The organism is Bradyrhizobium hereditatis (genome assembly GCF_020329435.1).
Lineage (GTDB): Bacteria > Pseudomonadota > Alphaproteobacteria > Rhizobiales > Xanthobacteraceae > Bradyrhizobium > Bradyrhizobium hereditatis.
In genome coordinates, this window is record NZ_JAGKJK010000010.1 from 164855 (window position 1) to 188746 (window position 23892).

Annotated in this window: 19 protein-coding genes; 5 read left to right on the top strand and 14 right to left on the bottom strand. The window is 62.3% G+C overall.

The window, feature by feature from the left end:
• Window positions 1–84: 84 nt before the first annotated feature.
• Together metK and J6524_RS23500 are read right to left on the bottom strand one after the other, a co-directional pair.
• Window positions 85–1281 (bottom strand): methionine adenosyltransferase, encoded by a 1197-nt coding sequence (gene metK, locus J6524_RS23495; protein ID WP_225674907.1) that lies wholly within the window; start codon window positions 1279–1281, stop codon window positions 85–87.
• Window positions 1282–1338: 57 nt separating this feature from the next.
• Window positions 1339–2691, bottom strand: a complete 1353-nt coding sequence (locus J6524_RS23500) for a hypothetical protein (RefSeq protein WP_225674909.1) — start codon at window positions 2689–2691, stop codon at window positions 1339–1341.
• A gap of 187 nt (window positions 2692–2878) precedes the next feature.
• On the opposite strand from J6524_RS23500, the gene J6524_RS23505 reads away from it, so the two are divergent.
• Window positions 2879–4618, top strand: coding sequence for a caspase family protein (locus tag J6524_RS23505; protein WP_225674911.1), 1740 nt, complete (start codon window positions 2879–2881; stop codon window positions 4616–4618).
• A gap of 149 nt (window positions 4619–4767) precedes the next feature.
• On the opposite strand, the gene J6524_RS23510 is transcribed toward J6524_RS23505, so the two are convergent.
• The 6 genes from J6524_RS23510 to J6524_RS23535 form a co-directional block, all read right to left on the bottom strand.
• Window positions 4768–5886, bottom strand: coding sequence for a cobalamin-independent methionine synthase II family protein (locus tag J6524_RS23510; RefSeq protein WP_225674914.1), 1119 nt, complete (start codon window positions 5884–5886; stop codon window positions 4768–4770).
• Between the two features lie 19 nt (window positions 5887–5905).
• Window positions 5906–6622, bottom strand: a complete 717-nt coding sequence (locus J6524_RS23515) for an ABC transporter ATP-binding protein (RefSeq protein ID WP_225674916.1) — start codon at window positions 6620–6622, stop codon at window positions 5906–5908.
• A complete protein-coding gene (locus J6524_RS23520; protein ID WP_225674918.1) occupies window positions 6615–7367 on the bottom strand; it encodes an ABC transporter ATP-binding protein in 753 nt (250 codons plus the stop codon). The genes J6524_RS23515 and J6524_RS23520 overlap by 8 nt, the downstream gene beginning before the upstream one ends.
• Window positions 7364–8395, bottom strand: a complete 1032-nt coding sequence (locus tag J6524_RS23525; protein ID WP_225674920.1) for a branched-chain amino acid ABC transporter permease — start codon at window positions 8393–8395, stop codon at window positions 7364–7366. The genes J6524_RS23520 and J6524_RS23525 overlap by 4 nt, the downstream gene beginning before the upstream one ends.
• A 7-nt stretch (window positions 8396–8402) precedes the next feature.
• Entirely contained in the window at window positions 8403–9272 is an 870-nt protein-coding gene (locus J6524_RS23530) for a branched-chain amino acid ABC transporter permease (RefSeq protein WP_225674922.1), read from the bottom strand.
• Window positions 9273–9418: 146 nt separating this feature from the next.
• Window positions 9419–10591, bottom strand: a complete 1173-nt coding sequence (locus J6524_RS23535; protein ID WP_225674924.1) for an ABC transporter substrate-binding protein — start codon at window positions 10589–10591, stop codon at window positions 9419–9421.
• A gap of 355 nt (window positions 10592–10946) precedes the next feature.
• Between J6524_RS23535 and J6524_RS23540 the strand changes: the two genes are divergently transcribed.
• The gene (locus tag J6524_RS23540; RefSeq protein ID WP_225674926.1) at window positions 10947–11219 is read left to right on the top strand and encodes a hypothetical protein; all 273 of its coding nucleotides are present in this window, start codon (window positions 10947–10949) and stop codon (window positions 11217–11219) included.
• 8 nt (window positions 11220–11227) lie between these two features.
• Here J6524_RS23540 and purU read toward each other — a convergent pair whose 3' ends face one another.
• The gene (purU, locus tag J6524_RS23545; protein ID WP_225674928.1) at window positions 11228–12091 is read right to left on the bottom strand and encodes a formyltetrahydrofolate deformylase; all 864 of its coding nucleotides are present in this window, start codon (window positions 12089–12091) and stop codon (window positions 11228–11230) included.
• Window positions 12092–12248: 157 nt separating this feature from the next.
• Between purU and J6524_RS23550 the strand changes: the two genes are divergently transcribed.
• The gene (locus J6524_RS23550; protein WP_225674930.1) at window positions 12249–13094 is read left to right on the top strand and encodes a uroporphyrinogen-III synthase; all 846 of its coding nucleotides are present in this window, start codon (window positions 12249–12251) and stop codon (window positions 13092–13094) included.
• A 172-nt stretch (window positions 13095–13266) separates the two neighbouring features.
• Here J6524_RS23550 and J6524_RS23555 read toward each other — a convergent pair whose 3' ends face one another.
• The 5 genes from J6524_RS23555 to J6524_RS23575 form a co-directional block, all read right to left on the bottom strand.
• A complete protein-coding gene (locus tag J6524_RS23555) occupies window positions 13267–16623 on the bottom strand; it encodes an AAA family ATPase (protein ID WP_225674932.1) in 3357 nt (1118 codons plus the stop codon).
• Between the two features lie 244 nt (window positions 16624–16867).
• On the bottom strand, window positions 16868–17848 hold the full coding sequence (locus J6524_RS23560) for a tripartite tricarboxylate transporter substrate binding protein (RefSeq protein ID WP_376712066.1): 981 nt from the start codon (window positions 17846–17848) through the stop codon (window positions 16868–16870).
• 142 nt (window positions 17849–17990) lie between these two features.
• Window positions 17991–18944 carry a GDP-L-fucose synthase gene (fcl, locus tag J6524_RS23565; protein ID WP_225674936.1) on the bottom strand — a complete coding sequence of 318 codons (954 nt, stop codon included), beginning with the start codon at window positions 18942–18944 and terminating at the stop codon, window positions 17991–17993.
• On the bottom strand, window positions 18925–20010 hold the full coding sequence (gene gmd, locus J6524_RS23570; protein WP_225674938.1) for a GDP-mannose 4,6-dehydratase: 1086 nt from the start codon (window positions 20008–20010) through the stop codon (window positions 18925–18927). The genes fcl and gmd overlap by 20 nt, the downstream gene beginning before the upstream one ends.
• Before the next feature lie 120 nt (window positions 20011–20130).
• The gene (locus J6524_RS23575) at window positions 20131–20805 is read right to left on the bottom strand and encodes a Crp/Fnr family transcriptional regulator (protein WP_225675245.1); all 675 of its coding nucleotides are present in this window, start codon (window positions 20803–20805) and stop codon (window positions 20131–20133) included.
• Window positions 20806–21103: 298 nt separating this feature from the next.
• Here J6524_RS23575 and J6524_RS23580 point away from each other — a divergent pair, with 298 nt between their 5' ends.
• Complete coding sequence (locus tag J6524_RS23580) at window positions 21104–21925, top strand: ABC transporter ATP-binding protein (RefSeq protein ID WP_225674940.1); 822 nt, start codon at window positions 21104–21106, stop codon at window positions 21923–21925.
• The gene (locus J6524_RS23585; RefSeq protein ID WP_225674942.1) at window positions 21922–23853 is read left to right on the top strand and encodes a long-chain fatty acid--CoA ligase; all 1932 of its coding nucleotides are present in this window, start codon (window positions 21922–21924) and stop codon (window positions 23851–23853) included. Before J6524_RS23580 ends, J6524_RS23585 begins: the two co-directional genes overlap by 4 nt.
• Window positions 23854–23892: the final 39 nt, after the last annotated feature.

Here is a 23892-nt window from a genome sequence, read left to right on the forward strand (position 1 = left end):
CGCTCGTGAAACGAGCGAACCCGGAATCCAGAAGGTCGAGATTCCGGGTCGCCGCTATCGCGGCGCCCCGGAACGACGTGTTGGCTAAACCGCGCGCTTGAGCGGTTCGACGAGGTCGGTCTTCTCCCAGGAGAAGCCGCCTTCATTGTCCGGCGTGCGGCCGAAATGGCCGTAGGCCGAGGTGCGCGCGTAGATGGGACGGTTGAGGTCGAGATGGGTGCGGATGCCGCGCGGCGTCAGATCCATGGCTTGAGCCACCGCCTTTTCGAGCGTGTCCTCCGACACCTTTCCGGTGCCGTGGGTATCGATATAGATCGACAGCGGCCGCGCCACGCCGATCGCATAGGCGAGCTGCAGCGTGCAGCGGTCGGCAAGACCAGCGGCGACGATGTTCTTGGCGAGGTAGCGCGCGGCATAGGCGGCCGAACGGTCGACCTTGGTCGGATCCTTGCCGGAGAAGGCGCCGCCGCCATGCGGGGCCGCGCCGCCATAGGTATCGACAATGATCTTGCGGCCGGTGAGCCCGGAATCGCCATCGGGACCGCCGATGTAGAACTTGCCGGTCGGGTTGATGTGCCAGATGGTCTTGCCGTTGATCCACTCCTTCGGCAGCGCCTCGCGCACATAGGGCTCGACGATGTCTCGAACCTGATTGGAGGTCAGGTCCTCCACGAGATGCTGGTGCGAGACCACGATCTCGCGGACGCCGACCGGCTTGCCGTTCTCGTACTGCACGGTGACCTGGCTCTTGGAGTCCGGTCCCAGCACCTTCTCGCGACCGGAGTGGCGCGCTTCGGAAATCAAACGCAGGATCTTGTGCGCGTAGAAAATCGGCGCCGGCATCAGGTCCGGCGTCTCGTTGGTGGCGTAGCCGAACATGATGCCCTGGTCGCCCGCGCCCTCTTCCTTGTTCTCGCCCGGCTGCAGCGCGTCAACGCCCTGTGCGATGTCGGCCGACTGCGGATGCAGCAGGATCTCAATATCCGCGGTCTTCCAGTGGAAGCCTTCCTGCTCGTAGCCGATGTCCTTGATGGCATCGCGCACCACGCTTTCGATGTGCTCATTGGTGACCGATTTCGGTCCCCGGGTTTCGCCGGCGATCACTACCTTGTTGGTTGTGGCGAGCGTTTCGCAGGCTGCGCGGATCTGCCAGGGGTCGATGCCCGCCTTCGGCCCTTCCCGGTAGAACAGGTCGACGATCTCGTCCGAGATACGGTCGCAAACCTTGTCCGGATGCCCCTCGGAAACCGACTCGCTGGTGAAAAGATAAGACGCGCGCATCAACAACCCCTTGTTTCCGCCGCTTGCCGGCGGCTGTGTGTGATCTATCCCGGAATGTCAGTCGCGACGACGCGAAATGACATAGGATTCGTCGTAAAACCAAAGCCCATTATGCTTGCGCAGAACCTCTCGCGTGGCATCGAGGGCTCGGCTGTTTTCCGTCATTTCCGCCAACCGGTCGTCCTCGATCTGGGCGACATACACCGCCGCATTCCACGCTGCAAAAGCCGTCGAGGTTCCGATCGAACCGGTGACCTCGTTGGGCAGCGCTTCCATATCATAGCGGAAGATCGAACGGTTATCGGCGTAGGCATTAAAGTTGAGGTCACGCCCCACCGACCCCAGCTCGTATTTCACCGCGCGCAGTATCTCATGACGGCTCACGGCGAAAGGATTTTCTCCCGGCCAGACCGTCTGGATGATTTCCAGGCCCGGATCGTGGCCGTAGGAGTGGATTCCAATCAAGCGGCCCCCTGCCCGCAACGACCGAGCCAGCGGCGCAATGATCCGCTTGGCGCGGAAATTCACAGAGGATTTGGCCCGATAGGGTTGGGAAGCGATCACAAGGTCGAAATTGGCCTCGGTCCGACCCGCCCGCGGGATGATCGAATCAAGCAGGAACCGGTGGTCCTCGCGGTAGAGGACCAGCGCCACCGGGCGTTCATAGATCGGCATGCCCGATTTGGGGCTGACATTGGCCCGCCAGTTCTGCTCCAGGAACGGTCCCAATTCGGCGATCTGGGCCTCGAATTCGCCCGAAGAGGCCCCCCGCAGGGCGACCTCATGCCAGATCATGCCGGCGGCCGCAGCTGGAGAGGCGGGCGTCAGCCAGGGCGCCTCCGCATAATGCATGTTGGTCAGAACGACGACGGTCGCCGGGTGCTCGAACAGCCGGTCCGGCACCTTGTCGAGCGTCAGGCGGACGTCCTCCAAGCTGAGCTCCTTGCCGGCGATATAGAACGGCATGTGAGGGAAACGGCCGTGCATCGCGCGCATGACCCGCGCCAGCACCGTGCCATCGCCGATGCCGGCATCGAACACCCGCAGCGCGGGCGGGCGCGGATGTAGGCTGGAGAGCTCCAGCGCCACCCGCTCGGCAATCACCCGCTTCTCGCTGCAGGTATGGACGAACAGCAGGTATTTCTGCCGGTTCTCGAAAAACCGGAAATTACCCCGCGGATCGCGCTTTTCAGGCGGCACTTCGAGGCCGCGGGGCGGCGGAAGCGTACCGGTGGATGCGGCGATGTAGGACTGGATGCGGTCCAGCGTGTCGATGGTGATGCGTTTGCCCTCGCGCAGCCGATGCACCAGCTTGCCATCGTTGACCACCCGGCGGCCAAACGTCGTCTCCGCCATGTCGGCGTGGCGGCAGAACTCGGTGATCTGGCTAAGAATCTGGTCGTTCTTCATCGGGCAAGGTTTTGGGAAGCGCTGGTGGGCAGCACCAGGTGACCAAATCGTCCTACCACGATCTGCCCACCGAAGGAAGCCCCACGCCGGGTGGCGAGGCACGCACCTGCGCCAGCCTTGAACCCCGGTTCCGCGGGAGGCAACAAAGCGGTATCCGCCACTTGCGACTGCCAATCATGGGGACCTGATGCGCCGCGCAATCCCGTTACTTGCCCTGCTCGCCGCCGCGTTATGGCCAGCGCCTTCCCTCGCCCAGCTACGCAACCAGCTCGGGCCGCTTTGCACGACCGACACCACGCCGGCCGATCAGCAGATCGACGCCTGCAACAAGATCATCGCGCTGAAGGTGTTTTCCGGCGAGAAGCTCGCGACCATCTATTTCTGGCGCGCGATCGGCTGGAACAGGAAGGGTAACTACACGCAGGTGATCGCCGATGCCAGCGAGGCGATCCGCCTGCACGCCAGCGTCGCCGCCTACAATCTGCGCGGCTCCGCCTATTACGACAAGGGCGAGTACGACATCGCCATTGCCGACTTCAACGACGGGCTGCGGATGGGCCCGCCGAGCGGCATCATCTATCACAACCGCGGCAACGCCTGGCGCGAAAAGGGCGAATACGCCAAGGCGATCGCCGACTACGATCAAGCGGTCAAATTCGGTCCGCCATCTGCCTTCTCCTGGCAGAACCGCGGCATATCGAAACGCGCGCTCGGCGATCTCGACGGCGCGCTGGCCGACATCAATGAAGCGATCCGCCTCGATCCTCAATTGCCGCAGCCATTGACCAGCCGCTCGGTGATCTGGCGCGCCAGGGGCGATTTCGATCGCGCCATCGCCGATACTACGGAGGCGATCCGGCTCGCCAAGGCCAAGGCGCCGACCAACATCATGACCCCGCCCGGCAGCGTGCTGATTTCGGCCTACAGCCAGCGCGCCCTCGCCTACGAGGCGAAGGGCGATCTGATCCGCGCCAGGCAGGATTACGCTGCGTTGCTCGAAGGCAAGGCTTCCGACGCCGGCAGCAAGGCCAATCAGGCAACCGCCAAGGTTCGCCTGTCGCTATTGTCGGAGGCGATCGCGCCGGCCTCTCAGCGAATGGCAAAGGAGGCGGTGGCTGCGCCGAGTGCGGCGGCACCGGCCGCGTCTGCGGATACGGCAAGCCCGCCCCCACCTCGCGCCACGGAGCAGCGCCAGCGTGCCGAGACAAGCCGGCGCGTGGCGCTAGTGATCGGCAACGGCGCCTACGCGCATGTCAAGCCGTTACCCAATCCGACCAACGATGCGCGCGCGATGGCAAAGAGTCTGCGCGACATCGGCTTCGTGGTCACCGAAGGCACCGATCTCGACCGCATCGCGATGCAAGCCACGATCCGCGACTTCCTGCGCAACGCGGCGCGGGCGCAGGTGGCGGTAGTCTATTTTGCCGGGCACGGCGTGCAGATCGACGGCCGCAATTACCTCGTGCCGATCGACATCCAGCTTCGCCCCGGCAGCGGCGTCACCGAAACGATGATGGACCTCGATACGATCATGGCCGGTCTCGATGATCAGATCCGCACCAACATCCTGATCCTCGATGCCTGCCGCAACAATCCGATGGCGCCGAAACTGGCTTCCGCCGGCCCGGCACGCGATATCGAAGCCGGCTCGGGGTTGGCCGCCCCCGCCACGCTCGGTACGGGGGCGACGCGCGGCGCGGGCACGCTGATCGCATTTGCCACCGCGCCTGGCCAGGTCGCGCTCGACGGCGAAGGCGCCAACAGCCCGTTCTCCGCGGCGCTGTCGCGCCACATCGGCACGCCGGGGCTGGAAGTGCAGCAGATGCTGACGCGAGTGCGCGCCGAAGTCGTCGCCGCGACCAAAGGCAAGCAGGTGCCGTGGTCGAATTCGTCGCTGCTGGGGGAGGTCTATCTGGCAGAGAAATGAGAAGTGTGCACGACCCTCACCCCGTCATTGCGAGCGAAGCGAAGCAATCCATCTCTCCGCACGGGGGACAGATGGATTGCTTCGTTGCTTCAGCGCAAAATTGCTCTGCAATTGTGTCGCGAGCTTCTCGCAATGACGGGCAGAGAGACTTACTTCCCCCACACCTCGTTCGCCACCTCTACCGCGAGGCTGAGCTTGGCCCACTGCTCCTCCTCGGAGAGGATGTTGCCTTCCTCGGTCGAGGCAAAGCCGCATTGTGGCGAGACCGCAAGCTGCTCCAGCGGCGCGAACTTGGCGGCCTCCTCGAGGCGGCGCTTGACGTCATCCTTCTTCTCGAGCTCGCCGAACTTCGAGGTGATGACGCCGACCACCACGACCTTGTTGCCCTTCGGCAAGTATCGCAGCGGCTCGAAACCACCGGCGCGGTCGGAATCATATTCAAGGAAGTAGCCGTCGTAATTGGTGCCAGCCAACAACGTCTCCGCGACAGGCTCGTAACCGCCGGAGGAGATCCAGGTCGAGCGGAAATTGCCGCGGCAGACGTGAGTGGTGATCACCATATCGGCCGGCCGCTCGGCCAGTGCATAATTGATGATGCGCGCGTAGATCTCCTGCAGGCCGTCGGGATTGTCGCCGCGATCGCGCGCCTTCTGCAATTCGTCCTGCGAGCAGAGATAGGCCCACACGGTATCGTCGAACTGCAGGTAACGGCAGCCGGCGTCGTAAAACGCCTTGACCGCCTTGCGATAGGTCTTGCCGAGGTCGAGGAAGAATTCCTCGAGGTCGGGATAGACCTCCTTCGAGATCGACTTGCGGCCGCCGCGGAAGTGCAGCACCGACGGCGAGGGGATCGCCATCTTCGGCGTGACATGCGCGGTCTCGGCATGCTTCTTCAGGAAGCGGAAATGATCCAGCATCGGGTGATTGTCGGGGAAATCGAGTTTGCCGATGACGCGGACGGCGTCATGGCGGGTCTCGACGCCCGCGAACTGAATGCCCGTTTCGGGGTGGAACAGTTCGCACCCCGTGAGCTTGGCGAGAAAATCGAAATGCCACCAGGAGCGGCGGAATTCGCCGTCGGTTGCGAGCTTCAGGCCGATCGAGGCCTGCTTGTGCACGACCTTTTCAATCTCGAGATCTTCGGCCTTGCGCAGGTCCTCCGCCGTGATCTCGCCCTTCTCCAGCTTGGCGCGCGCCTCCTTGATGCGCGGCGGCCGTAACAGACTGCCGACCTCGTCGGCGCGGAACGGGGGCTTGGTTCTCTGCATGGTCTCAACTCCCATCAATCTAGTGCGCTCCGGCGCCGGCCACGCCGAGATAGCGTTCGAGTACGGCGGGATCGGCCTTTAGCGCGCTGCTGGCCGCATCATGCACGACCGCGCCGCGTTCCAATATCACAACCCGATCTGCCAGCCCCAGAATCTTTTGCGCATTCTGCTCGACGATGATGGAGCAGATGCCCCCCGAGCGGGTGATCGTGCCGAGCGCCCGGAGCAGTTCCTCGACGATGATCGGCGCCAGCCCCTCGGTCGGCTCGTCCAGCAGCAGGACCTTCGGGTTGAGGGTGAGCGCGCGGCCGATCGCCAGCATCTGCTGCTCGCCGCCGGAAAGCTGGTTGCCGAAATTATTGCGGCGCTCCTTCAGCCGCGGAAACATCTCGTAAACCTTTTCCACGGTCCAGGGGCCGGGCTGGGCCACAGCGGTCATGTTCTCCTCGACCGTCAGCGAGCGGAAGATATTGCGCTCCTGCGGCACCCAGCCGATTCCGGCCCGCGCCCGCTGGTCCGACCGCATCGCGGTGATATCAAGCCCGCCAAGCGCAATCGTGCCGCCGAAGCGGCGCGTGATGCCCACGATCGAGTTGATCAGCGTGGTCTTGCCGGTGCCGTTGCGGCCCAAGAGTGCCAGCACCTGGCCCTCGCCGAGCGTCAGCGACATCGAGGGCAGCACCACCGCCTCGCCGTAGCCGGCGCGCAAGGCATCAATCGCGAGAAGCTCAGGCATGGACGGCCTCGCCGAGATACACCGCCTTCACTTGCGGATCCCGCGCCACTTCGTCCGGCGGGCCCTCCACCAGCATGGCACCGTTGACCAGCACCGAAATGCGGTCGGCAAAGGAAAACACCAGATCCATGTCGTGCTCGATCAATAATACCGTAACGTCGCGCGGCAGCGCGGCGACCGCCGCCAGAATGTCGTGCCGCTCGCTTTCGGGCACGCCGGCGGCGGGCTCATCGAGCAGCAGCACACGCGGACGGGTGGCAATCGCCACCGCAATTTCGAGCAAGCGCTGCTTGCCATAGGGCAGCGTCGCCGTGCGCTCGTTCATCACGTCGAGCAGATGAAAACGCCCGAGCGTTTCGGCGATTTCCTGGTTGACGTCGCCGCGCGTGCCCATCCGCCGCCACCAGTCGCCGCCGCGGCCAAGCCGTTCTGAGACGGCAAGCCCAATGGTTTCGAGCGGGGTCAGGTCTGCATAGAGCTGGTTGATCTGGAACGTGCGCGACAGCCCGCGCAGCACCCGCTTGTGAACGGCGAGATCGGTGATGTCGTTGCCTTCGAGCAGGATGCGCCCTCCATTGGGCTTCAGCACGCCGGTCAGAAGGTTGATGACGGTGGTCTTGCCGGCGCCGTTCGGCCCGATCAGGGCATGGCGGGCGCCCTGCTCCACTTTCAGCGACAAATCGCGCGTGACCTTCAGGCCGCCAAAGGATTTTTCCAGCCCCCTGGTTTCGAGTGCGATCGTCATGGCGCATCGCTTTCGGGGACGGCAACGACGGCTTTTCGTCCGGCGATCTGCCGGATGATGAGGTTCGGGAGCCACAGCGCCCAGCGATGCATGCGATCACGGCCGACCAGCACGATCACGACCAGAACGAGCCCGATCCAGAACAGCCAGTATTGCGGCGTGATGGTCTGAAACAGCTCCTGCAGCATCTTGAAGACGACCGCGCCGATCAGCCCGCCATAGAGATAGCCGGTGCCGCCGATGACGAGCACCAGCATCAGATCGGCCGAGCGCTCGAATGCGAATACGTCGAGCGAGGCCAGCGCCGTGGTCTGGGTAAACAGCGCGCCGGCGATGCCCGCATAGAACGCCGCGACCGTATAGATCGCGATCAGACGGCGGTTGACGGGCACGCCGATCGCGGATGCCCTGAGCGGATTGTTCTTGATGGCGCGCAGCGACAGGCCGAACGGCGAATTCACGATGCGTCGCGCCAGGAGAAACAGCAGGAACAGGACGATCAGGGAATAGAAGAAGCCGGTCTTGCCGAACATGTCGAATGCGAACATGCCCAGAATTGGCTGCATCTCGATGCCTTGCAACCCGTCGGTGCCGCCGGTGATGTTGGAGAAGCGCTCCGCCAGCGCCTCCAGCAGCAGCGCGATGCCGAGCGTCACCATCAGCCGCGTCAGGTCGACGCCGCGGATGACGAGAAAGCTCGTGAGGAAGCCGAGCACCATGGCGATGAGGCCGGCGACGACCAGTGCGATCACCGGCTCGTTGATGATGCCGTGCAGCGCCATCAGCCCCGCCGAATAGGCTCCGACGCCGAAGAACGCCGCGTGTCCGAGCGAAACAATCCCCGCATACCCAAGAATCAGATCGAGCGACAGCGTGAACAACGCCAGCCGCAGAATGTCGGTCATGATCAGGTAGCGGGACGGAAACAGGAACGCGCAGGACAGCGCGAGCATCCAGAACGCGATTTCGGCCGGGCGCCAGCGGGCGCGGGCGATCGCATGGGATGAAACATCGGAGACCGCGTTCATAGCGTGCTCACCGCGCGGCGGCGCGGCCGAACAGGCCGTTCGGACGCCAGATCAGGATCACGATCATGATGGTGTAGATGACGAATGGTCCCATCTTCGGCACGTAATATTTGCCGGCAACGTCGCCGATGCCGAGCAGCAGTGAAGCGAGGAACGGCCCGGTGATGCTGGAGGATCCGCCGACGGTGACGACGATCAGGAAGTAGATCATGAACTTCAGCGGAAAGTACGGATCGAGCCCGAGTATCTCGGCGCTGAGAGCGCCGCCCAGTCCCGCCAGCCCGCAGCCGAACGCAAACGTGAAGGCGAAGACCTGCGGCACGTTGATGCCAAGCCCGCTGGCGACGCGGGGATCATCGACCGCGGCACGCAGGCGGCTGCCAAACCGGGTTTTCGACAGTATCAGTTGCAGAGCGACCGTGAGCAGACCGCAGATCACGATGATCATCAATCGGTAACGGCCGATGCCGACGCCGAAGAAGTCGAACTGGCCTTCGAGCGCCGCGGGCAGCTTGATGAAGATGCGCGACGATCCCATGATGTAGTCCACGGCGGCTACCGACATGAAGGTCAGGCCGATCGTGAACAGCACCTGGTCGAGATGGCTGCGGGTGTAGAGATGGCGGTAGAGCGTCCGCTCCAGCAGCACGCCGATCGCCGCGGCCGTGACAAAGGCGAGCGGAAGCGCCGCGAAGAACGGCCAGCCGGAATTATTCACCAGTACTGCGCAGATATAGCCCCCCGCCATGGCGAAGGCGCCATGGGCCAGATTGACGAAATTCATCAGACCGAGCGTCACCGCCAGCCCACAGGCCAGCACGAAGAGCAGCATGCCGTAGGCGACACCGTCGAACAGGATGGTGAACAAAGTGGTCATGGAAGGGCAAAAGAACCTTTAGGACTCGTCATTCCGGGGCAGCGCCCCAGCGCTGAACCCGGAATCTCTTGCAACAACCTCGAGATCTCAGGTGCGCAAATTGCGCACCATAGTTCGCGCTCCACGCGCCCCGGGATGACCTTCGGTCACTTCTTCGTCTTGCCGGAGTCCTTCACTGCCTCGAAAGTCGCGAACTCGACATTGTAGAGTTCGCCGTCGACTTTCTCGACCTTGCGGATGTAGATGTTCTGGACGATATCGCGGGTCTCCGGGTCGATCATGATCGGGCCGCGCGGGCTCTCCCACTTCATGCCCTTCATAGCCGCGATCAGCGCATCGCCGTCCGTCTTGCCGCCGGTCTTCTTCAGCGCCTCGTAGATCAGGCGGATGCCGTCATAGCCGCCGACCGCCATGAAGCCCGGGCGCTGGCCGAACGCTTTCTTGTAGGCGGCGACGAATTCCTTATTGGCCGCCGAGGGATGCGCGGCGGAATAGAGATGCGCCGTTACCGTGCCGAGCGCGGCGTCGCCCATGCCGTTGAGCAGGTCGTCGTCCATCACGTCGCCGGGGCCGATCACCTTGATGCCGGCCTTGTCGAGGCCGCGTTCGGCATACTGCTTCATGAAGTTGCCGCCCTGTCCGGCCGGCACGAACACGAACACGGCGTCGGGCTTGGAGTCCTTCATGCGCTGCAGAAATGGAGCAAAATCAGGATTTTGCAGCGGCACCTTCACTTCTTCGACGATCTCGCCGCCACCGGCGGTGAAGTTCTGCTTGAAGAAGTTCAGCGCGTCGTTACCTGGCGCATAATCGGAGGTCAGCGTCGCGACCTTCTTGATGCCGTTCTTGGCGGCCCAGTCGCCGATGATGGTCGAGGACTGCGCCAGCGTGAACGAGGTGCGCACGATGTAGGGCGAACGCTCGGTGATGATCGAGGTGCCCGCCGCCATCACGATTTGCGGAATCTTGGCCTGCGTCGCCAGCGGCGCGGCGGCAAGGGCCGCCGGCGTCACGCCGAAGCCGGCGATGAAATTGACCTTGTCGTTGACGATCAGTTCCTGCGCGAGGCGCTTGGTGTTGTCGGGAACCGCCGCGTCGTCCTTAAGGATGACCTCGATCTTCTTGCCGGCGACGGTGTCGCCGTTCTGCTGCATGTAGAGCTTGACCGCGTTGTCGATCTGCTTGCCGGTCGACGCCTGGCCGCCGGTCATCGGCACAATCAGACCGATCTTGACCGTGTCCTGGGCATGCGCCGGCGCGATCGTCAGCAGCGCGGCGATCGAGCCTGCGGCCAGCAACAATTGATTGCGAATAGACATGAGCATCTCTCCCCCTATCGGCCTTGTGTCTCGCACCGAGTCCCCGGCCCTTGATATCTCACCATAACCCAGTTTTTCGGCCGGGTAGCGCGGCAACATGGCGTCCTTGGCCGCCCTGTTGTCAATCGGACCATTGGCGTGTCGCAATGAGGAAGCCAGCGCTGCTGCAACTGACGCGCAAATGCGACGCGGTACTATAGTATGATCCTTGGCCTGCCCAACGCTCCCGGTCCGCCCTATTTGTACGATTGTACAAATAAAATGGTCCTGTCAACAAGACGCGCCTGCACTGGCCCCGCAAGAGCGGTGCCCTAAATCCATCATCCTGAAAGGATACAGTTGTAATCTACTGCCGATGACGACCAGCGCGCGCCACATAGCCACGATCCTCACCGTTGCCCTCGCGGGCGCCGGCTTGACCGGTTGTGGAACCGTCAATGAGAAGATCTCGGCGGGAGTGAGCGACGCCATTCCGGCCTGGGCCGGCGGCCTGCCGGCGGATGCTCCGCCGCGTCCCGGAACCGTGCAGTATGACGAGTTCATGAGGGAGCGCGAGCGGAAGCGGCTGTTGCCGGCTTCCGAACGCGGCGAGGATACAAAGCCCGCGCCTTCGTCGCAGCCCCGCTGACGCCCTCCTTAATCCATGAACACCACGGTCTTGCGGCCGTTGAGGATCACGCGATCCTCGAGGTGATGGCGCACGGCGCGCGCCAGCACGCGGCGTTCGATGTCGCGGCCCTTCCTCGAAAGATCTTCCGGCGTATCACGATGGCTGATGCGCTCGACGTCCTGGTCGATGATCGGGCCTTCGTCGAGGTCGCGGGTGACGTAATGCGCAGTGGCACCGATCAGCTTGACGCCGCGCTCATGGGCCTGGTGATAGGGCCGCGCGCCCTTGAAGCCCGGCAGGAACGAATGGTGGATGTTGATGCAGCGCCCCGACAGTTTCGCCGACATCTCGTCGGACAGAATCTGCATGTAGCGCGCCAGCACCACGAGATCGGTCTTGGTGTCCTGCACCAGCTTCCAGACCGCCTCTTCCTGTTCGCGCTTGGTTTCCTTCGTGACCGGCAGATAGTGAAACGGAATCTCGCCGAAATCGAGCGAGCCATAGGTCTCGGGCGGATGGTTGGAGACGATGGCGGTCGGGATCATCTCGAGTTCGCCGGTGCGCCAGCGGTAGAGGATGTCGACGAGACAGTGATCCGATTTGGAGACCAGCAGCATCACCCGGCGGCGGCTGGCGCGGTCGCGCATCTGCCATTCCATACCGAAGCGATCGGCGATTGCGGTGAAGCCGGTCTGCAGCGCCTGCAGTTCGACGGCAAGATCGGCGGCGGTGAACACCACCCGCATGAAGAAGTTCTTGGTTTCGACGTCGTCGAACTGTTGGGCGTCCAGAATGTTCTGTCCGTTGTGGGCCAGGAAGGTCGACACCGCGGAAACGATTCCGGGGCGATCCGGGCAGGACAGGGTCAGGACAAATTGATGATCGGGCATGACGCGGGCTTGGTCGCAGGATTTGGCTACAATTCAGGCAGAAGGGTGAAACCTCAGGGTTTGCGGCCCTGCTCTATCACCGCAGCCGCGCTTGCGCCAATCCCGAAACCGGAGGAAGGATGAACAAAGCACGCAGCATTTGCGTTGGAGCGACACCATGGCTGACAGACTGAACGGTTACCGCATCCTGATCCTGGAAACGCGCGAGGAAGCGCAGTTTTCACGCCTGCTCACCGAGCAGGGCGCCGACGTGCTGCAATGTCCGATGTTCACCATCCACGATGCACCGGACCCGGCGCCGGTCGAGGCGTGGATCAGGCGGTCCATTGAAAAACCCCTCGACGACTTGGTGCTGATGACCGGCGAAGGCCTGCGCCGGCTGATGAAGGTCGTGCGGCGCATCGGCGTCGAGCAGGAATTCGTTGCCGCCCTCGACAAGGCGCGCAAATTCGCCCGCGGGCCCAAGCCCGGACGCGCTTTGCGCGAAATCGGGCTCGAGCCGCAGATGACGACGGAGAAGCCGACCTCCGAAGGCGTCGCCGAGATGCTCTCCCGCCTCGATCTCAATGGCCATCGGCTCGGTCTGCAGCTTTACCCCGACAAGGATCACAGCGTCCTGATCGGCGCGATCAAGGCGCAAGGCGCCGAGGTCGATACCGTGCTGCCATACGCCTATGACGCGCAGGCCGCGGACGCCAACATCATCAGTGCAATCGACGAAATGGCGGAAGGCCGCGTCGATGCGATCGCACTAACCAATCTCGGCCAGATCCGCCGCCTGATCGAGGTCGCCCGCGCGCGCGGCTGCGAAGACCGCTTGCGGCAGGGGCTTGACCATACCCCGATCGCGTCAGTCGGACCGGCGGTGTCGGACGAACTGAAGTCGCACGGCCTGCGCACCGACATCTATCCAGCCGAGGACGCCTTCTTCATGCGACCGCTGATTTCGGCGATGGCGGCGGCGCTCGGCAAGAAGCCACCGCGCGCGGCGGCAAGAAGCTGACGGTTCAGAAATAGACCCAGTACATGCGACCCGGCCAAATGTCCGCTTAGCCGTTGAAAGCTGGAATTACGCGCCGATTTCCGCATGTCCGCGAACTAATCTTGCGCTGTTGCCGGCGGCAGGTTTCCCGAGGAGACTGCGACCTGCCAGAAAAGGCATCGACCAGCAAGCGTTAGACCGTGAGACCCCATCGAGTCGTCTTCGTCGCCAGAGCAGTCAATAAGCAGTTGTGCAAGTAATCGTTGGCGTCAAAATTTTGCGCGAGCGTTCGTAGAACCGTCGCAAAGCGATTCTGGTATTTGATCGCCTCGCCGGTTTCCCCGATATTCATGAATATCTCGGTAGCGGCGCTATAAACTCTCCAGGCGGCGAGAGGAAAATCGGCGTTGTTGACAATCGGCAAGGCGCGGGACAAGTGATCCCGAGCCTCCTCCCGATCGCCTGCGGCGAATGCAATCCGTGCCAGCAGACCATGAGCGAGCGACAAATGATTGCGATCGGGTGCCGGTGCGGCGTAATCGCGAAGCTGGATGGCCCATCTTCGCGCCCGATCGAACTCGGCAATCTGCAGACAATATTCACCCAGGCAATGATAAAGCTGGGTGAATATTGTAAAGTCTAGTGGGACACCATCCTCGTCGAGGCGGCGCTGGACATCGTCGAATTGTTTGCTTGCTCGTTGCAGGTCGCCTAGTCCCACGAAGGCCTTGGCCAAGACCGCTCGATGAATGAAATAAGCAAATTGATTTTCGTTAAGGATCCTATCGTCGACGCCTTCGCAGAGCGCACGGGCTCCACCAAAATCCATCGCTTCTACGTGCATCCATGCCAGTGTCAAACGGCACAACGCACTAGCCGGTTCGTTTGCGTTCTTTTTCGCTAACTCCATGGCCGCCGTGGTTACGAGCTGCAGTTCCCGCCACTCACCCAGATGAATGAGCGCGGTCGAATCCAGGACGTTGAAAATGACGAAGACGTACACATCTCCGGCCTCGCTTGCCAAGCGTTTGCCATGCGCCGCGGAGTGGCGACACTCCTGATACCGTGACCTCCAGCAGTCAAGAATGCCCTGGATTCCGTAACGCCGGAGCAGCGTGCCGTGGTCTTGTGCTCCGGCGCTTAACTCCATCGCCCGCATGCAAAGAGCGGCATCCTGTTCCTGCCATCCCTTGAGATACAAGTTGATACTGGCGCTGCTGCCTTGCACCATGGCCTTGAAGGCGTCGTCCTCGAGGCCTTGGCTTCTAACCAGCACATCTTCAGTCGCTTGAAGGCAGACTCTCCGATCGGCATGCAAGCAGTACCGGCTAAGCGCGAGAAGCCCGGCGACCTCCTGCCGAAGCTCGCCGGCTTGTCGTGCGCAGGCAATCATTTCGTTGAGATCACTTACGGAGCCGGCGAGATCGCCACATGAGCGAAGCGCCAGACTGCGCTGTCGCAATACAGCGATACGCGCCCTGAATCGGTCCGCCGCATCAAAGCGATCGAGAATACCAAGGCCACGCGTCAGATAACTGGCCGCTTCCGCGTGGCCAAGGCGCTTGGCAGAACTCTCTGCCGCTTGTACGAGATAGCGCAAGGCGCTCTCAAAATCGCGGCCCTGCTCAAAATGAAGCGCGAGCACCGATGCGATTTCCGAGGTGCGGTCATGATACGCCTTCTCCAGCCGATTGCCCAAACGCCTGTGCGTTTGGACGCGCTGTCCCGGCGCAAGGTGCTGATAAATGACATTTTGATAGAGAATATGACGGAAGGCATATGATCCCGAATACGTGCCATCCGGCCATTCGGTTGCACCGATCGGGACCAGCATGTGATCCTTGCGGGCCAACGCATCTAGATCACGTTCGATCTCGACGGCGTCGCGTGACAAGCTGGCTGCAACCAGCGCGGCAGAGAATTCCACACCTGCCACGCTGGCGACGTCGAGCAGGCGCCGTTCATCTTCCGTGAGGCGGCCTACCTGATAGCTGATCATGTTCAGCAAGTCGTTCGGTACGTCATCTTGAGAAATCGCGGTCTCTGCTGACAGACACCAAGCGCCGTCAATTTCGACGACCGCTCGCTGATCGATGAAATGCTTGAGCAGCGATGCGATGAACAGGGGCTGGCCTTGGGTTCGCTCGAACACGGCCCCGGCTATGGTTGAAGCGAACGCATTGTCGCCGAACCTCAGCGTAACATATTGCTCAACTTCCGCGCGGGACAATCGATCGAGTCGCAACTCGGTGCAGCAGCCATGGATCTCCAGATCCTGATGCAGCCGCCGAATTGGATGACCGCCAATGGCGCTATCGGCGGGCCGATAAGAAACGAGCACCAGCGCCGAAATCTTGTGACGGCCTCGCGCGAAGCGGGATAGCACGTCCAGCGTTGCGAAGTCGCTCCAATGCAGATCCTCAAGAACAAGAACCCACGGACGTGTCGTACTCAGCGCCTCCAAAAGATCGCAAAATTCGCGGAGCATGCGCTCACGGGTAGCGCCAAACACTTCGTTTTGGAGCGCAGCACGCTCGGCCGCATCGATGGAGCCCGGTATGTGCAGCAGCCAAGTTGGCGCATGGGTACGAATTGCCGTCAGTAGTTCTCCACCACCTGTGGTGCGACAGCGGGTTACCAGAGCGTCGATCAGTGGCAAGAAGACTTCATCGGTTCCAAACCTCTCGGTGCAGCGCCCGCACAAGAAATCGACGCCGCGCTGCGTCAACCGGTCCACAGCCATTTCGATGAAAGCCGTCTTGCCGATTCCGGCCTCTCCTGTGACAAGAGCGATTTGTCGCTGCCCGGTCAGCATGCGCTGCGTTATTCGGTCCAGCAACTGGAATGAGGCGTCGCGCCCGACCATCTGGTGTGATCTTGGATCGGTCAATACGGTTGGAGCCGTCGCGTTTTGCTCGCCGCTTATCAATTCGGGCCTGTCTGGTTTCGCCATGCCAGCAGCTGGTCCCGCCGCGAGTGGGTCGCGGGAAGCCAGCCGAGTGTCACGTGCAGTGGTGAGACCGTTTGCGCGAATGCGCCAAACGTGTATCGGCTCGCTGATATTCCTCAGCAGCCGAGAACCCAAATCGTCGTAATCGAGACCGATCTTGGCCCGAATCTGGCGGCGAGCATCGTCGGAAATGTAGATGCCACCCGGTTCTGCGATCCCTTCGAGACGCACCGCAATATTGACCGCGTCACCAAAGATATCATTCTCTTCTACAATAATATCACCGACGTGAATGCCGATACGAAATTCAATCCGCTCGTTCTGCGGCACAGTGATATTTCGTTCGGCCATGCCGCGTTGGATTTCGTCGGCACATCGCACGGCGTCGACCACGCTGGCGAACTCAACGAGAGCGCCGTCACCGGTATTCTTGACAATGCGTCCGCGATTATCAGTGACTTTGGGATCAAAGAGGTTCTTTCTGAGAGCTTTCAGTTGCTCCAGCGTCCCTTCTTCGTCGATCCCTATCAAGCGGCAAGAGCCCGCGACATCCGCCGCCAGAATTGCCGCCAGTCGCCGCTCCACGTGCTGGTTGTTCAAGGGGCACCCCAAGGCCCGGGAAACTGGATGTTCCATTAGCACATTTGGAAGCCGATGTCCGGCCAATGCTCATGTCCGAGTTGGGTCAAATTCGAACTTCTGAGACTGCGGCCACCAACGTGCCCTTTGGGGTCACTTGCGGACATCATGATGTGGATGCTCCGCGACTGCTCTACCGCCGAAAGCAGACATTGCCTATCGCGGCCACGGTGTTGCCTCGCCGCAACTTTGATGAGCACCCGTCCTAATCCACCTTCGCGCCGGCGAACTTGACCACCTTGCCCCACTTCTCGGTTTCATCAGCTACCAGCTTGCCGAAATCGGCGGGCGAGCCCGGCAGCAAAATGGCGCCGATTTCGGCAAAGCGCGCCTTTGCCTTGGGATCGGCGAGAATTTCGTTCACCGCCTTGTTGAGCGTGTTGACGATTTCCGCCGGCGTGCCCTTTGGTGCGGCGAGGCCATACCACGCGCTGGCCTCGTAGCCTGGCAAGTAGTCGGCGACCAGCGGCAGATCGGGCAACACGTCCGAACGGGTCGTGCTGGTGACCGCGAGCCCGCGCAGTTTGCCGGATTTGACGTGCTCGGCGCAGGTCGGCAGGTTGTCGAACATCACATGCATTTGGCCGGACAGCATGTCGGTGAGCGCGGGCGCACCGCCGCGGTATGGCACATGCTGCATGTTGATCCCGGTCAGCATTTTGAACAGCTCGCCTGACATGTGGATCGTCGATCCATTGCCTGAAGAGGCCATGTTGAGCTTGCCCGGATTGGCCTTGGCATAGGCGATCAGTTCGGGAATCGACTTGATCGGCAGCGACGGGTGCACCACGACGACATTGGGAAAGCGAATGATGCCGGCGATCGGCTCCATCTCACGCATGAAATCGAACGGCAGCTTGTCATAGAGCGTGGCGTTGATGGCATTAGCCGGCGCGACGAGCAGCAGCGTGTAGCCGTCGGGCGCAGCACGCAGCACCTGCTCGGTCGCGATATTGGTGCCACCGCCCGGCCGGTTCTCGATGACGAAGGACTGCCCGAGCTTTTCCGACAGCCACTGGCCCATCAGGCGCGCGGTGAGGTCCGCCGAGCCGCCGGGCGTATAGCCGATCACGAGACGAACGGGACGCGACGGGTAGGCCTGCGCGCTGGCGATGCTTGACGCGGCTGGAAGTGCAGCCGCACCCGCGACGAGCCGCAAAAACTGGCGACGCTGAAATTTCATCATGCTTCCTCCACTGCGCCGGTGGCTCTTGCGACCGCTCGGCGTCGGATATCCTAGAGCATGATCGGGAAAAATGGATACCGGTTTTCGCCGAAAGGAGTGAAACCTTGGCGCGGCAACACGGCCCAACAAGCCTCTCGGCGATCTAGGCGTTCACCGCGTGCTCGCTCAGGAAGGCCTGATAGGCGAGCTTGATGCCATCTTCGAGCTTGGTGCTGGCCCGCCAGCCAAGCTTGGCCAGCCGGCTGACGTCGAGCAGCTTGCGCGGCGTGCCGTCCGGGCGCGAGATGTCAAAACTGATCTCGCCGGTGTAGCCGACGGTTGCCGCCACGACGCGGGCGAATTCGGCGATCGTGATGTCCTCGCCGGTGCCGATATTGACCAGTTCGCCATCCGAATAGGTCTTCATCAAATGGACGCAGGCATCCGCGAGGTCGTCGACATAGAGGAATTCGCGCCGCGGCGTGCCGGTGCCCCACACCGCGACCTCGCCGGCGCCGGATTGCTTCGCCTCATGGAAGCGGCGGATCAGCGCCGCGACGACATGGCTGTATTCGGGATGATAATTGTCGCCGCGGCCGTAGAGATTGGTCGGCATGACATTGATGAAGTCGGCGCCATACTGGTTGCGATAGGCCTCCACCATCTTGATGCCGGCGATCTTTGCAATCGCATAGGGTTCGTTGGTCGGCTCCAGCGGGCCGGTCAGCATGGAATCCTCGCGCAGTGGCTGCGGCGCCAGCTTGGGATAGATGCAGGACGACCCAAGGAACATCAGCTTCTCGGCGCCATGGACATGCGCCGCGTGGATCACGTTCGTCGCGATTGCCAGATTGTCGTAAAGGAATTCGGCGCGCAGCGTGTTGTTGGCGACGATGCCGCCGACTTTGGCGGCGGCGAGAAACACCACCTGCGGACGCCTGGCGGCGAACCATTTGTTGACCGCCGCCTGATCCCGCAGATCGACCTCGTTGCGGGCAGTCGTCAACACTTCGACGTCTTCACGCCCCAGCCGGCGCACCAGCGCGGAACCGACCATGCCGCGATGGCCGGCGACGTAGACGGTCTTGCCCTTCAACTCAAACGGAATGCTTGCCACGCGCCGCCTCCCGCCGTGCGTCTTCGAGATCGCCTGCAACCATCTCCTTGACCAACTGGGCAAAGGAGGTCTTCGGCTTCCAGCCGAGCTTCTCCCGGGCCTTGCTGGCGTCGCCGATCAGAAGGTCGACCTCCGTGGGCCGGAAATACTCCGGATCGATCCTGACCACGGTCTTGCCGGACTTCTTGTCGACGCCGGTCTCCTCGACGCCCTTGCCGCGCCATTCGATGCTGCGGCCGACTTCGGCAAAGGCGACTTCGATCAGTTCGCGCACCGAGCGCGTCTCGCCGGTGGCGAGCACGAAATCGTCGGGCTTGTCGGCCTGCAGGATCATGTGCATGCCCTCAACATAATCCCGCGCATGGCCCCAGTCGCGCTTGGCTTCGAGATTGCCGAGATAGAGCGCCTCGTCGAGGCCGACCTCGATGCGGGCGACGCCGCGGGTGATCTTGCGGGTGACAAACGTCTCGCCGCGGATCGGGCTCTCATGGTTGAACAGGATGCCGTTCGAGGCAAACATGCCATAGGCCTCGCGGTAGTTCACCGTGATCCAGTAGCCGTAGAGCTTGGCGACGCCGTAGGGCGAGCGCGGGTAGAACGGCGTGGTCTCCTTTTGCGGCACCTCCTGCACCAGGCCATAGAGTTCCGAAGTCGAAGCCTGATAGAACCGCGTCTCCTTCTCCATGCCGAGGATGCGGATCGCCTCCAAAAGCCGGAGCACGCCGATGGCGTCAGCGTTGGCGGTATATTCCGGGGTTTCAAAGCTGACGCCGACATGGCTCTGGGCAGCGAGGTTATAGATTTCAGTCGGCCTGATCTGCTGCATCAACCGGATCAGGTTGGTCGAGTCGGTCATGTCGCCGTAGTGCAGCAGGAACGGCACGTTGTTGGAATGCGGGTCCTGGTAGAGGTGATCGATCCGCGCGGTGTTGAACGAGGACGACCGCCGCTTGACGCCGTGGACGGTATAGCCGAGCCCGAGCAGATATTCGGCAAGATACGCGCCGTCCTGGCCGGTGACGCCGGTGATCAGCGCCACGCGCCGTTTTGAATCCTGAGCCGCCATGTCTTCTCCAAATACCCCAATACGAAACCAAACACCCCAACAAATATCGCGCAGCCCATAACATTTCGGCAGCGCCAAGTCCATCGGCAAAGCCGTTTGAAATCAGGCTCTTAGGCGAATCTAATCGCCATGGTTACGCAGCCGTTCGAGTTCGATGATGGTAACGCCGCCATATTCGAGCCGCAGCAGCCCCTCTTTCTCCAGTCGCTTCAGGCATTGGTTGGCGTTTTGCCGCGAAATGCCGGACAGCGCTCCGATTTCCTCCTGGGTGATCTCGAGATGGCGCGTCATGTCGGGGTAGAGAATCGGGTTGAACAGCGAGGCAATGGAACGCGCGACGCGGCTGGTCGCGTCGAGTGTGCGGCCATGTTCCACCGCGCCGATGAACTGGCCGAGCCGCTCGTTGAGCTGGCGGACCAGAAAGCGGTTGAACGCAACGCTGTTCTCGAACAGCCAGAAGAAGGTGGCCCGATCCATCAGCGCAAGCCTGGTGTCCCGAAGCGCCACCATGTCGTAGCGGCGCGGTTCGCTCTTCAACACCGACCCTTCGCCGAACCAGGCTCCGGCTGTGAGGCCCGCGAATGTTGCCGCCTTGCCGCCGCTCGATACGGTGCCCATCCGGGCCAGGCCGGTCACGATGCCGGTCCAGTAGTCGAAGGCATCGCCGCGCATGAAAATGAACTCATTGGCGCGATAGGATTTCTCCACAATGCCGGCCCGGGCGACCTCGATCTCCCGTTCGTTCAGTTCGCGCGACCAGGCCGCGATACGCTTGAGGTAATCGGCAGCAATCATGATCGCATAGACCGTCGCGTCTCCATCGACCTCGTGCTGCACTGCAGCAGGAATGCCGTCAGATAAAATTTCCCGACAGATTGTCAGGGAAAAGACATTTCAAACTATCGCATTGCCGTAAGGAGAGCCACCTCGGTGCGCGCAAGCCATGGCGCTGTGGCGGGGTTGCGACGCTGCCAGGCGTGACGAGCCATCGGCCACTACCGATAGTCGGATGGCCTGCCCGTCACTGCCGATGTAGGATCGCATTGCAAAAAGATAAAGAGCGCTGCTCAAGCGCCATATCTGGAGGGAATGAGTGGCTCATACGTTGGAAGTGCGCGGCGTGTCGCTGCGCTTCGGCGGCGTCCGGGCGCTGACCGAAGTCTCATTCGGCGTGAACGAGGGCGAACTGTTCTCGATCATCGGCCCGAACGGCGCCGGCAAGACCTCGATCGTCAATTGCATTTCGGGCCGCTACAAACCGACCGAAGGTAAGCTGTTCTACCGCGGCAAGGATATCACAGGGCTTAATCCGAACGCCCGGCCATCGCTCGGCATCGGCCGCACCTTTCAGAATCTGGCTCTGTTCCACCATATGAGCGTGCTCGACAACATCATGGTCGGGCGGCACCACCTGCTGAAGAACAACTTCATTACGGGATCGCTGTACTGGCTGACCGGCGCGCGGCGCGAGGAACTCGATCACCGCCACAAGGTCGAGGAGATCATCGACTTCCTCGACCTGCAGTCGGTGCGCAAGGCCACCGCAGGCACCCTGCCCTACGGCCTGCGCAAGCGCGTCGAGCTCGCCCGCGCCATGGCGCTGGAGCCGCAGCTCATCCTGCTCGACGAGCCGATGGCCGGCATGAACTTCGAGGAAAAGGAGGACATGGCGCGCTACATCGTCGATCTCAACGAAGAGTTCGGCATGACCGTGATGATGATCGAGCACGACATGGGCGTGGTGATGGACATTTCTCATCGCGTCATGGTGCTGGATTTCGGCCGCAAGATCGCCGAAGGCGATCCGGCTTCCGTGCTCGTCGATCCCCATGTCAAACGCGCCTATCTCGGCGAAGAGGACGAGCTTCTGGTCGATCCGGACGATAAGCCGGCGCACGCGGAGAGCGCGGCATGATGGATTACGCCGGACGCGTTGCCCAGGCAGATACGTTTCCGAAGCTGTTGCGCCTGAACGCGAAGGAGCATGGCGGCGAGATCGCCCTGCGCGAAAAGGATCTCGGGCTGTGGCGCGTCTTCACCTGGAATGACTACCAGAAGCGCGTGCACGATTTCGCGCTCGGCCTGATCGAGCTCGGCCTTGGGCGCGGCGACGTCATCGGCATCATCGGCGACAACCGCCCCGATTGGGTGGCGGCGGAAATCGCAACCCACGCCATCGGCGCCATGAGCCTCGGCCTCTATCGCGACGTGCTGGACGAGGAAGCGGCCTATCTTTTGAGCTACGGCGAGGCCAAGCTGGCGTTCGCCGAGGACGAGGAGCAGGTCGACAAGCTGCTGACGCTGGCCGACCGCGCGCCCAACCTCAAGCACATCATCTATTCCGATCCGCGCGGCATGCGGAAATACGATGACCCGCGCCTGATGGAGGCGGAAAAGCTGGCCGCGATGGGACGCGATCGCGCCGCGCGCGAGCCGGGCCTCTACGATCGCCTGGTCGACGCAACAGGCGGCGAGGACGTCGCAATCCTCTGCACCACTTCGGGCACCACGGCAAATCCCAAGCTGGCGATGCTGGCGGCCGGGCGCGTCCTGAAGCATTGCGCGACCTATCTGGCCTTCGATCCGAAGGGACCGAACGACGAATATGTCTCGGTGCTGCCGCTGCCCTGGATCATGGAACAGGTCTACGCGCTCGGCAAAGGGCTGCTGTGCCGGATGAAGGTCAACTTCGTCGAAGAGCCCGAGACCATGATGCACGATTTCCGCGAGATCGCGCCGACCTTTGTGCTGTTCGCGCCGCGGCTGTGGGAATCGATCGCCGCCGACGTGCGCGCCGGGGTGATGGACGCCTCCCCGCTGAAGCAGAAACTCTTTGACATCGGCATGAAGACGGGACTGTCAGCGCTGGCGCAGGGCAAGCGTTCGCTGTTTGCCGATCAGCTCCTGTTCCGCGCGCTGCGCGACCGCCTCGGCTTCACACGGCTGCGCTCGGCCGCGACCGGCGGCGCCGCGCTCGGTCCCGATACCTTCAAGTTCTTCCAGGCGATGGGCGTGCCACTGCGCACGCTCTATGGCCAGACCGAACTGCTCGGCGCCTACACGCTGCATCCGTCAGGCAAGGTCGATCCAGATACGACCGGCGTGCCAATGGCCGACGACATCGAAATCCGCGTCGACAATCCTGATGTCAACGGCGTCGGCGAGATCGTCGTTCGCCACCCCAACATGTTCCTCGGCTACTACAAGAACCCGGAAGCCTCGGCCGCCGACATGAAGGACGGCTGGATGCATTCCGGCGACGCCGGCTATTTCAACGATCACGGCCAGCTCGTCGTCATCGACCGCATCAAGGATCTCGCCGAGACCTCGCGCGGCGAGCGCTTCTCGCCGCAATATCTGGAAAACAAGCTGAAGTTCTCGCCCTATGTCGCCGAAGCCGTCGTGCTCGGCGCCGGCCGCGATACGCTGGCGGCGATGATCTGCATTCGCTACTCGATCATTTCGAAATGGGCGGAGAAGAACCGCATCTCGTTCACCACCTATACCGATCTCTCCTCGCGCCCCGAAGTCTACGCACTGCTGCGCAAGGAGGTCGAGGGCGTCAACGCCAACCTGCCGCCGGCGCAGCGCATCTCCCGCTTCCTGCTGCTCTACAAGGAGCTCGACGCCGATGACGGCGAGCTGACGCGCACCCGAAAAGTCCGCCGCAGCGTCATCAACGAGAAATATGCCGACATCATCGACGCCATCTATGCCGGCAAGAGCGACATTCCGGTCGACACCGTGATCCGTTTCCAGGACGGCACCACCCAGCGCATCCGCACCACGCTGCGGGTCGTCGATCTCGGCGCCCCCGCGCCGCTGGCGGAGGCCGCGGAATGAAGATGTTGCCAAACACTGGCGCCGCAAGTCCGGTTGTCA

Coding starts and splice junctions, on each gene's coding strand:
- J6524_RS23520 (WP_225674918.1), bottom strand. CDS start 7,367: ATGACGATCGCACTCGAAACCAGGGGGCTGGAAAAATCCTTTGGCGGC.
- J6524_RS23585 (WP_225674942.1), top strand. CDS start 21,922: ATGATGGATTACGCCGGACGCGTTGCCCAGGCAGATACGTTTCCGAAG.
- J6524_RS23560 (WP_376712066.1), bottom strand. CDS start 17,848: ATGATGAAATTTCAGCGTCGCCAGTTTTTGCGGCTCGTCGCGGGTGCG.
- J6524_RS23550 (WP_225674930.1), top strand. CDS start 12,249: ATGGCTGACAGACTGAACGGTTACCGCATCCTGATCCTGGAAACGCGC.
- purU (WP_225674928.1), bottom strand. CDS start 12,091: ATGCCCGATCATCAATTTGTCCTGACCCTGTCCTGCCCGGATCGCCCC.
- J6524_RS23530 (WP_225674922.1), bottom strand. CDS start 9,272: ATGACCACTTTGTTCACCATCCTGTTCGACGGTGTCGCCTACGGCATG.
- J6524_RS23500 (WP_225674909.1), bottom strand. CDS start 2,691: ATGAAGAACGACCAGATTCTTAGCCAGATCACCGAGTTCTGCCGCCAC.
- J6524_RS23505 (WP_225674911.1), top strand. CDS start 2,879: ATGCGCCGCGCAATCCCGTTACTTGCCCTGCTCGCCGCCGCGTTATGG.
- J6524_RS23510 (WP_225674914.1), bottom strand. CDS start 5,886: ATGCAGAGAACCAAGCCCCCGTTCCGCGCCGACGAGGTCGGCAGTCTG.
- gmd (WP_225674938.1), bottom strand. CDS start 20,010: ATGGCGGCTCAGGATTCAAAACGGCGCGTGGCGCTGATCACCGGCGTC.
- J6524_RS23515 (WP_225674916.1), bottom strand. CDS start 6,622: ATGCCTGAGCTTCTCGCGATTGATGCCTTGCGCGCCGGCTACGGCGAG.
- J6524_RS23540 (WP_225674926.1), top strand. CDS start 10,947: ATGACGACCAGCGCGCGCCACATAGCCACGATCCTCACCGTTGCCCTC.
- J6524_RS23525 (WP_225674920.1), bottom strand. CDS start 8,395: ATGAACGCGGTCTCCGATGTTTCATCCCATGCGATCGCCCGCGCCCGC.
- J6524_RS23575 (WP_225675245.1), bottom strand. CDS start 20,805: ATGATTGCTGCCGATTACCTCAAGCGTATCGCGGCCTGGTCGCGCGAA.
- metK (WP_225674907.1), bottom strand. CDS start 1,281: ATGCGCGCGTCTTATCTTTTCACCAGCGAGTCGGTTTCCGAGGGGCAT.
- J6524_RS23535 (WP_225674924.1), bottom strand. CDS start 10,591: ATGTCTATTCGCAATCAATTGTTGCTGGCCGCAGGCTCGATCGCCGCG.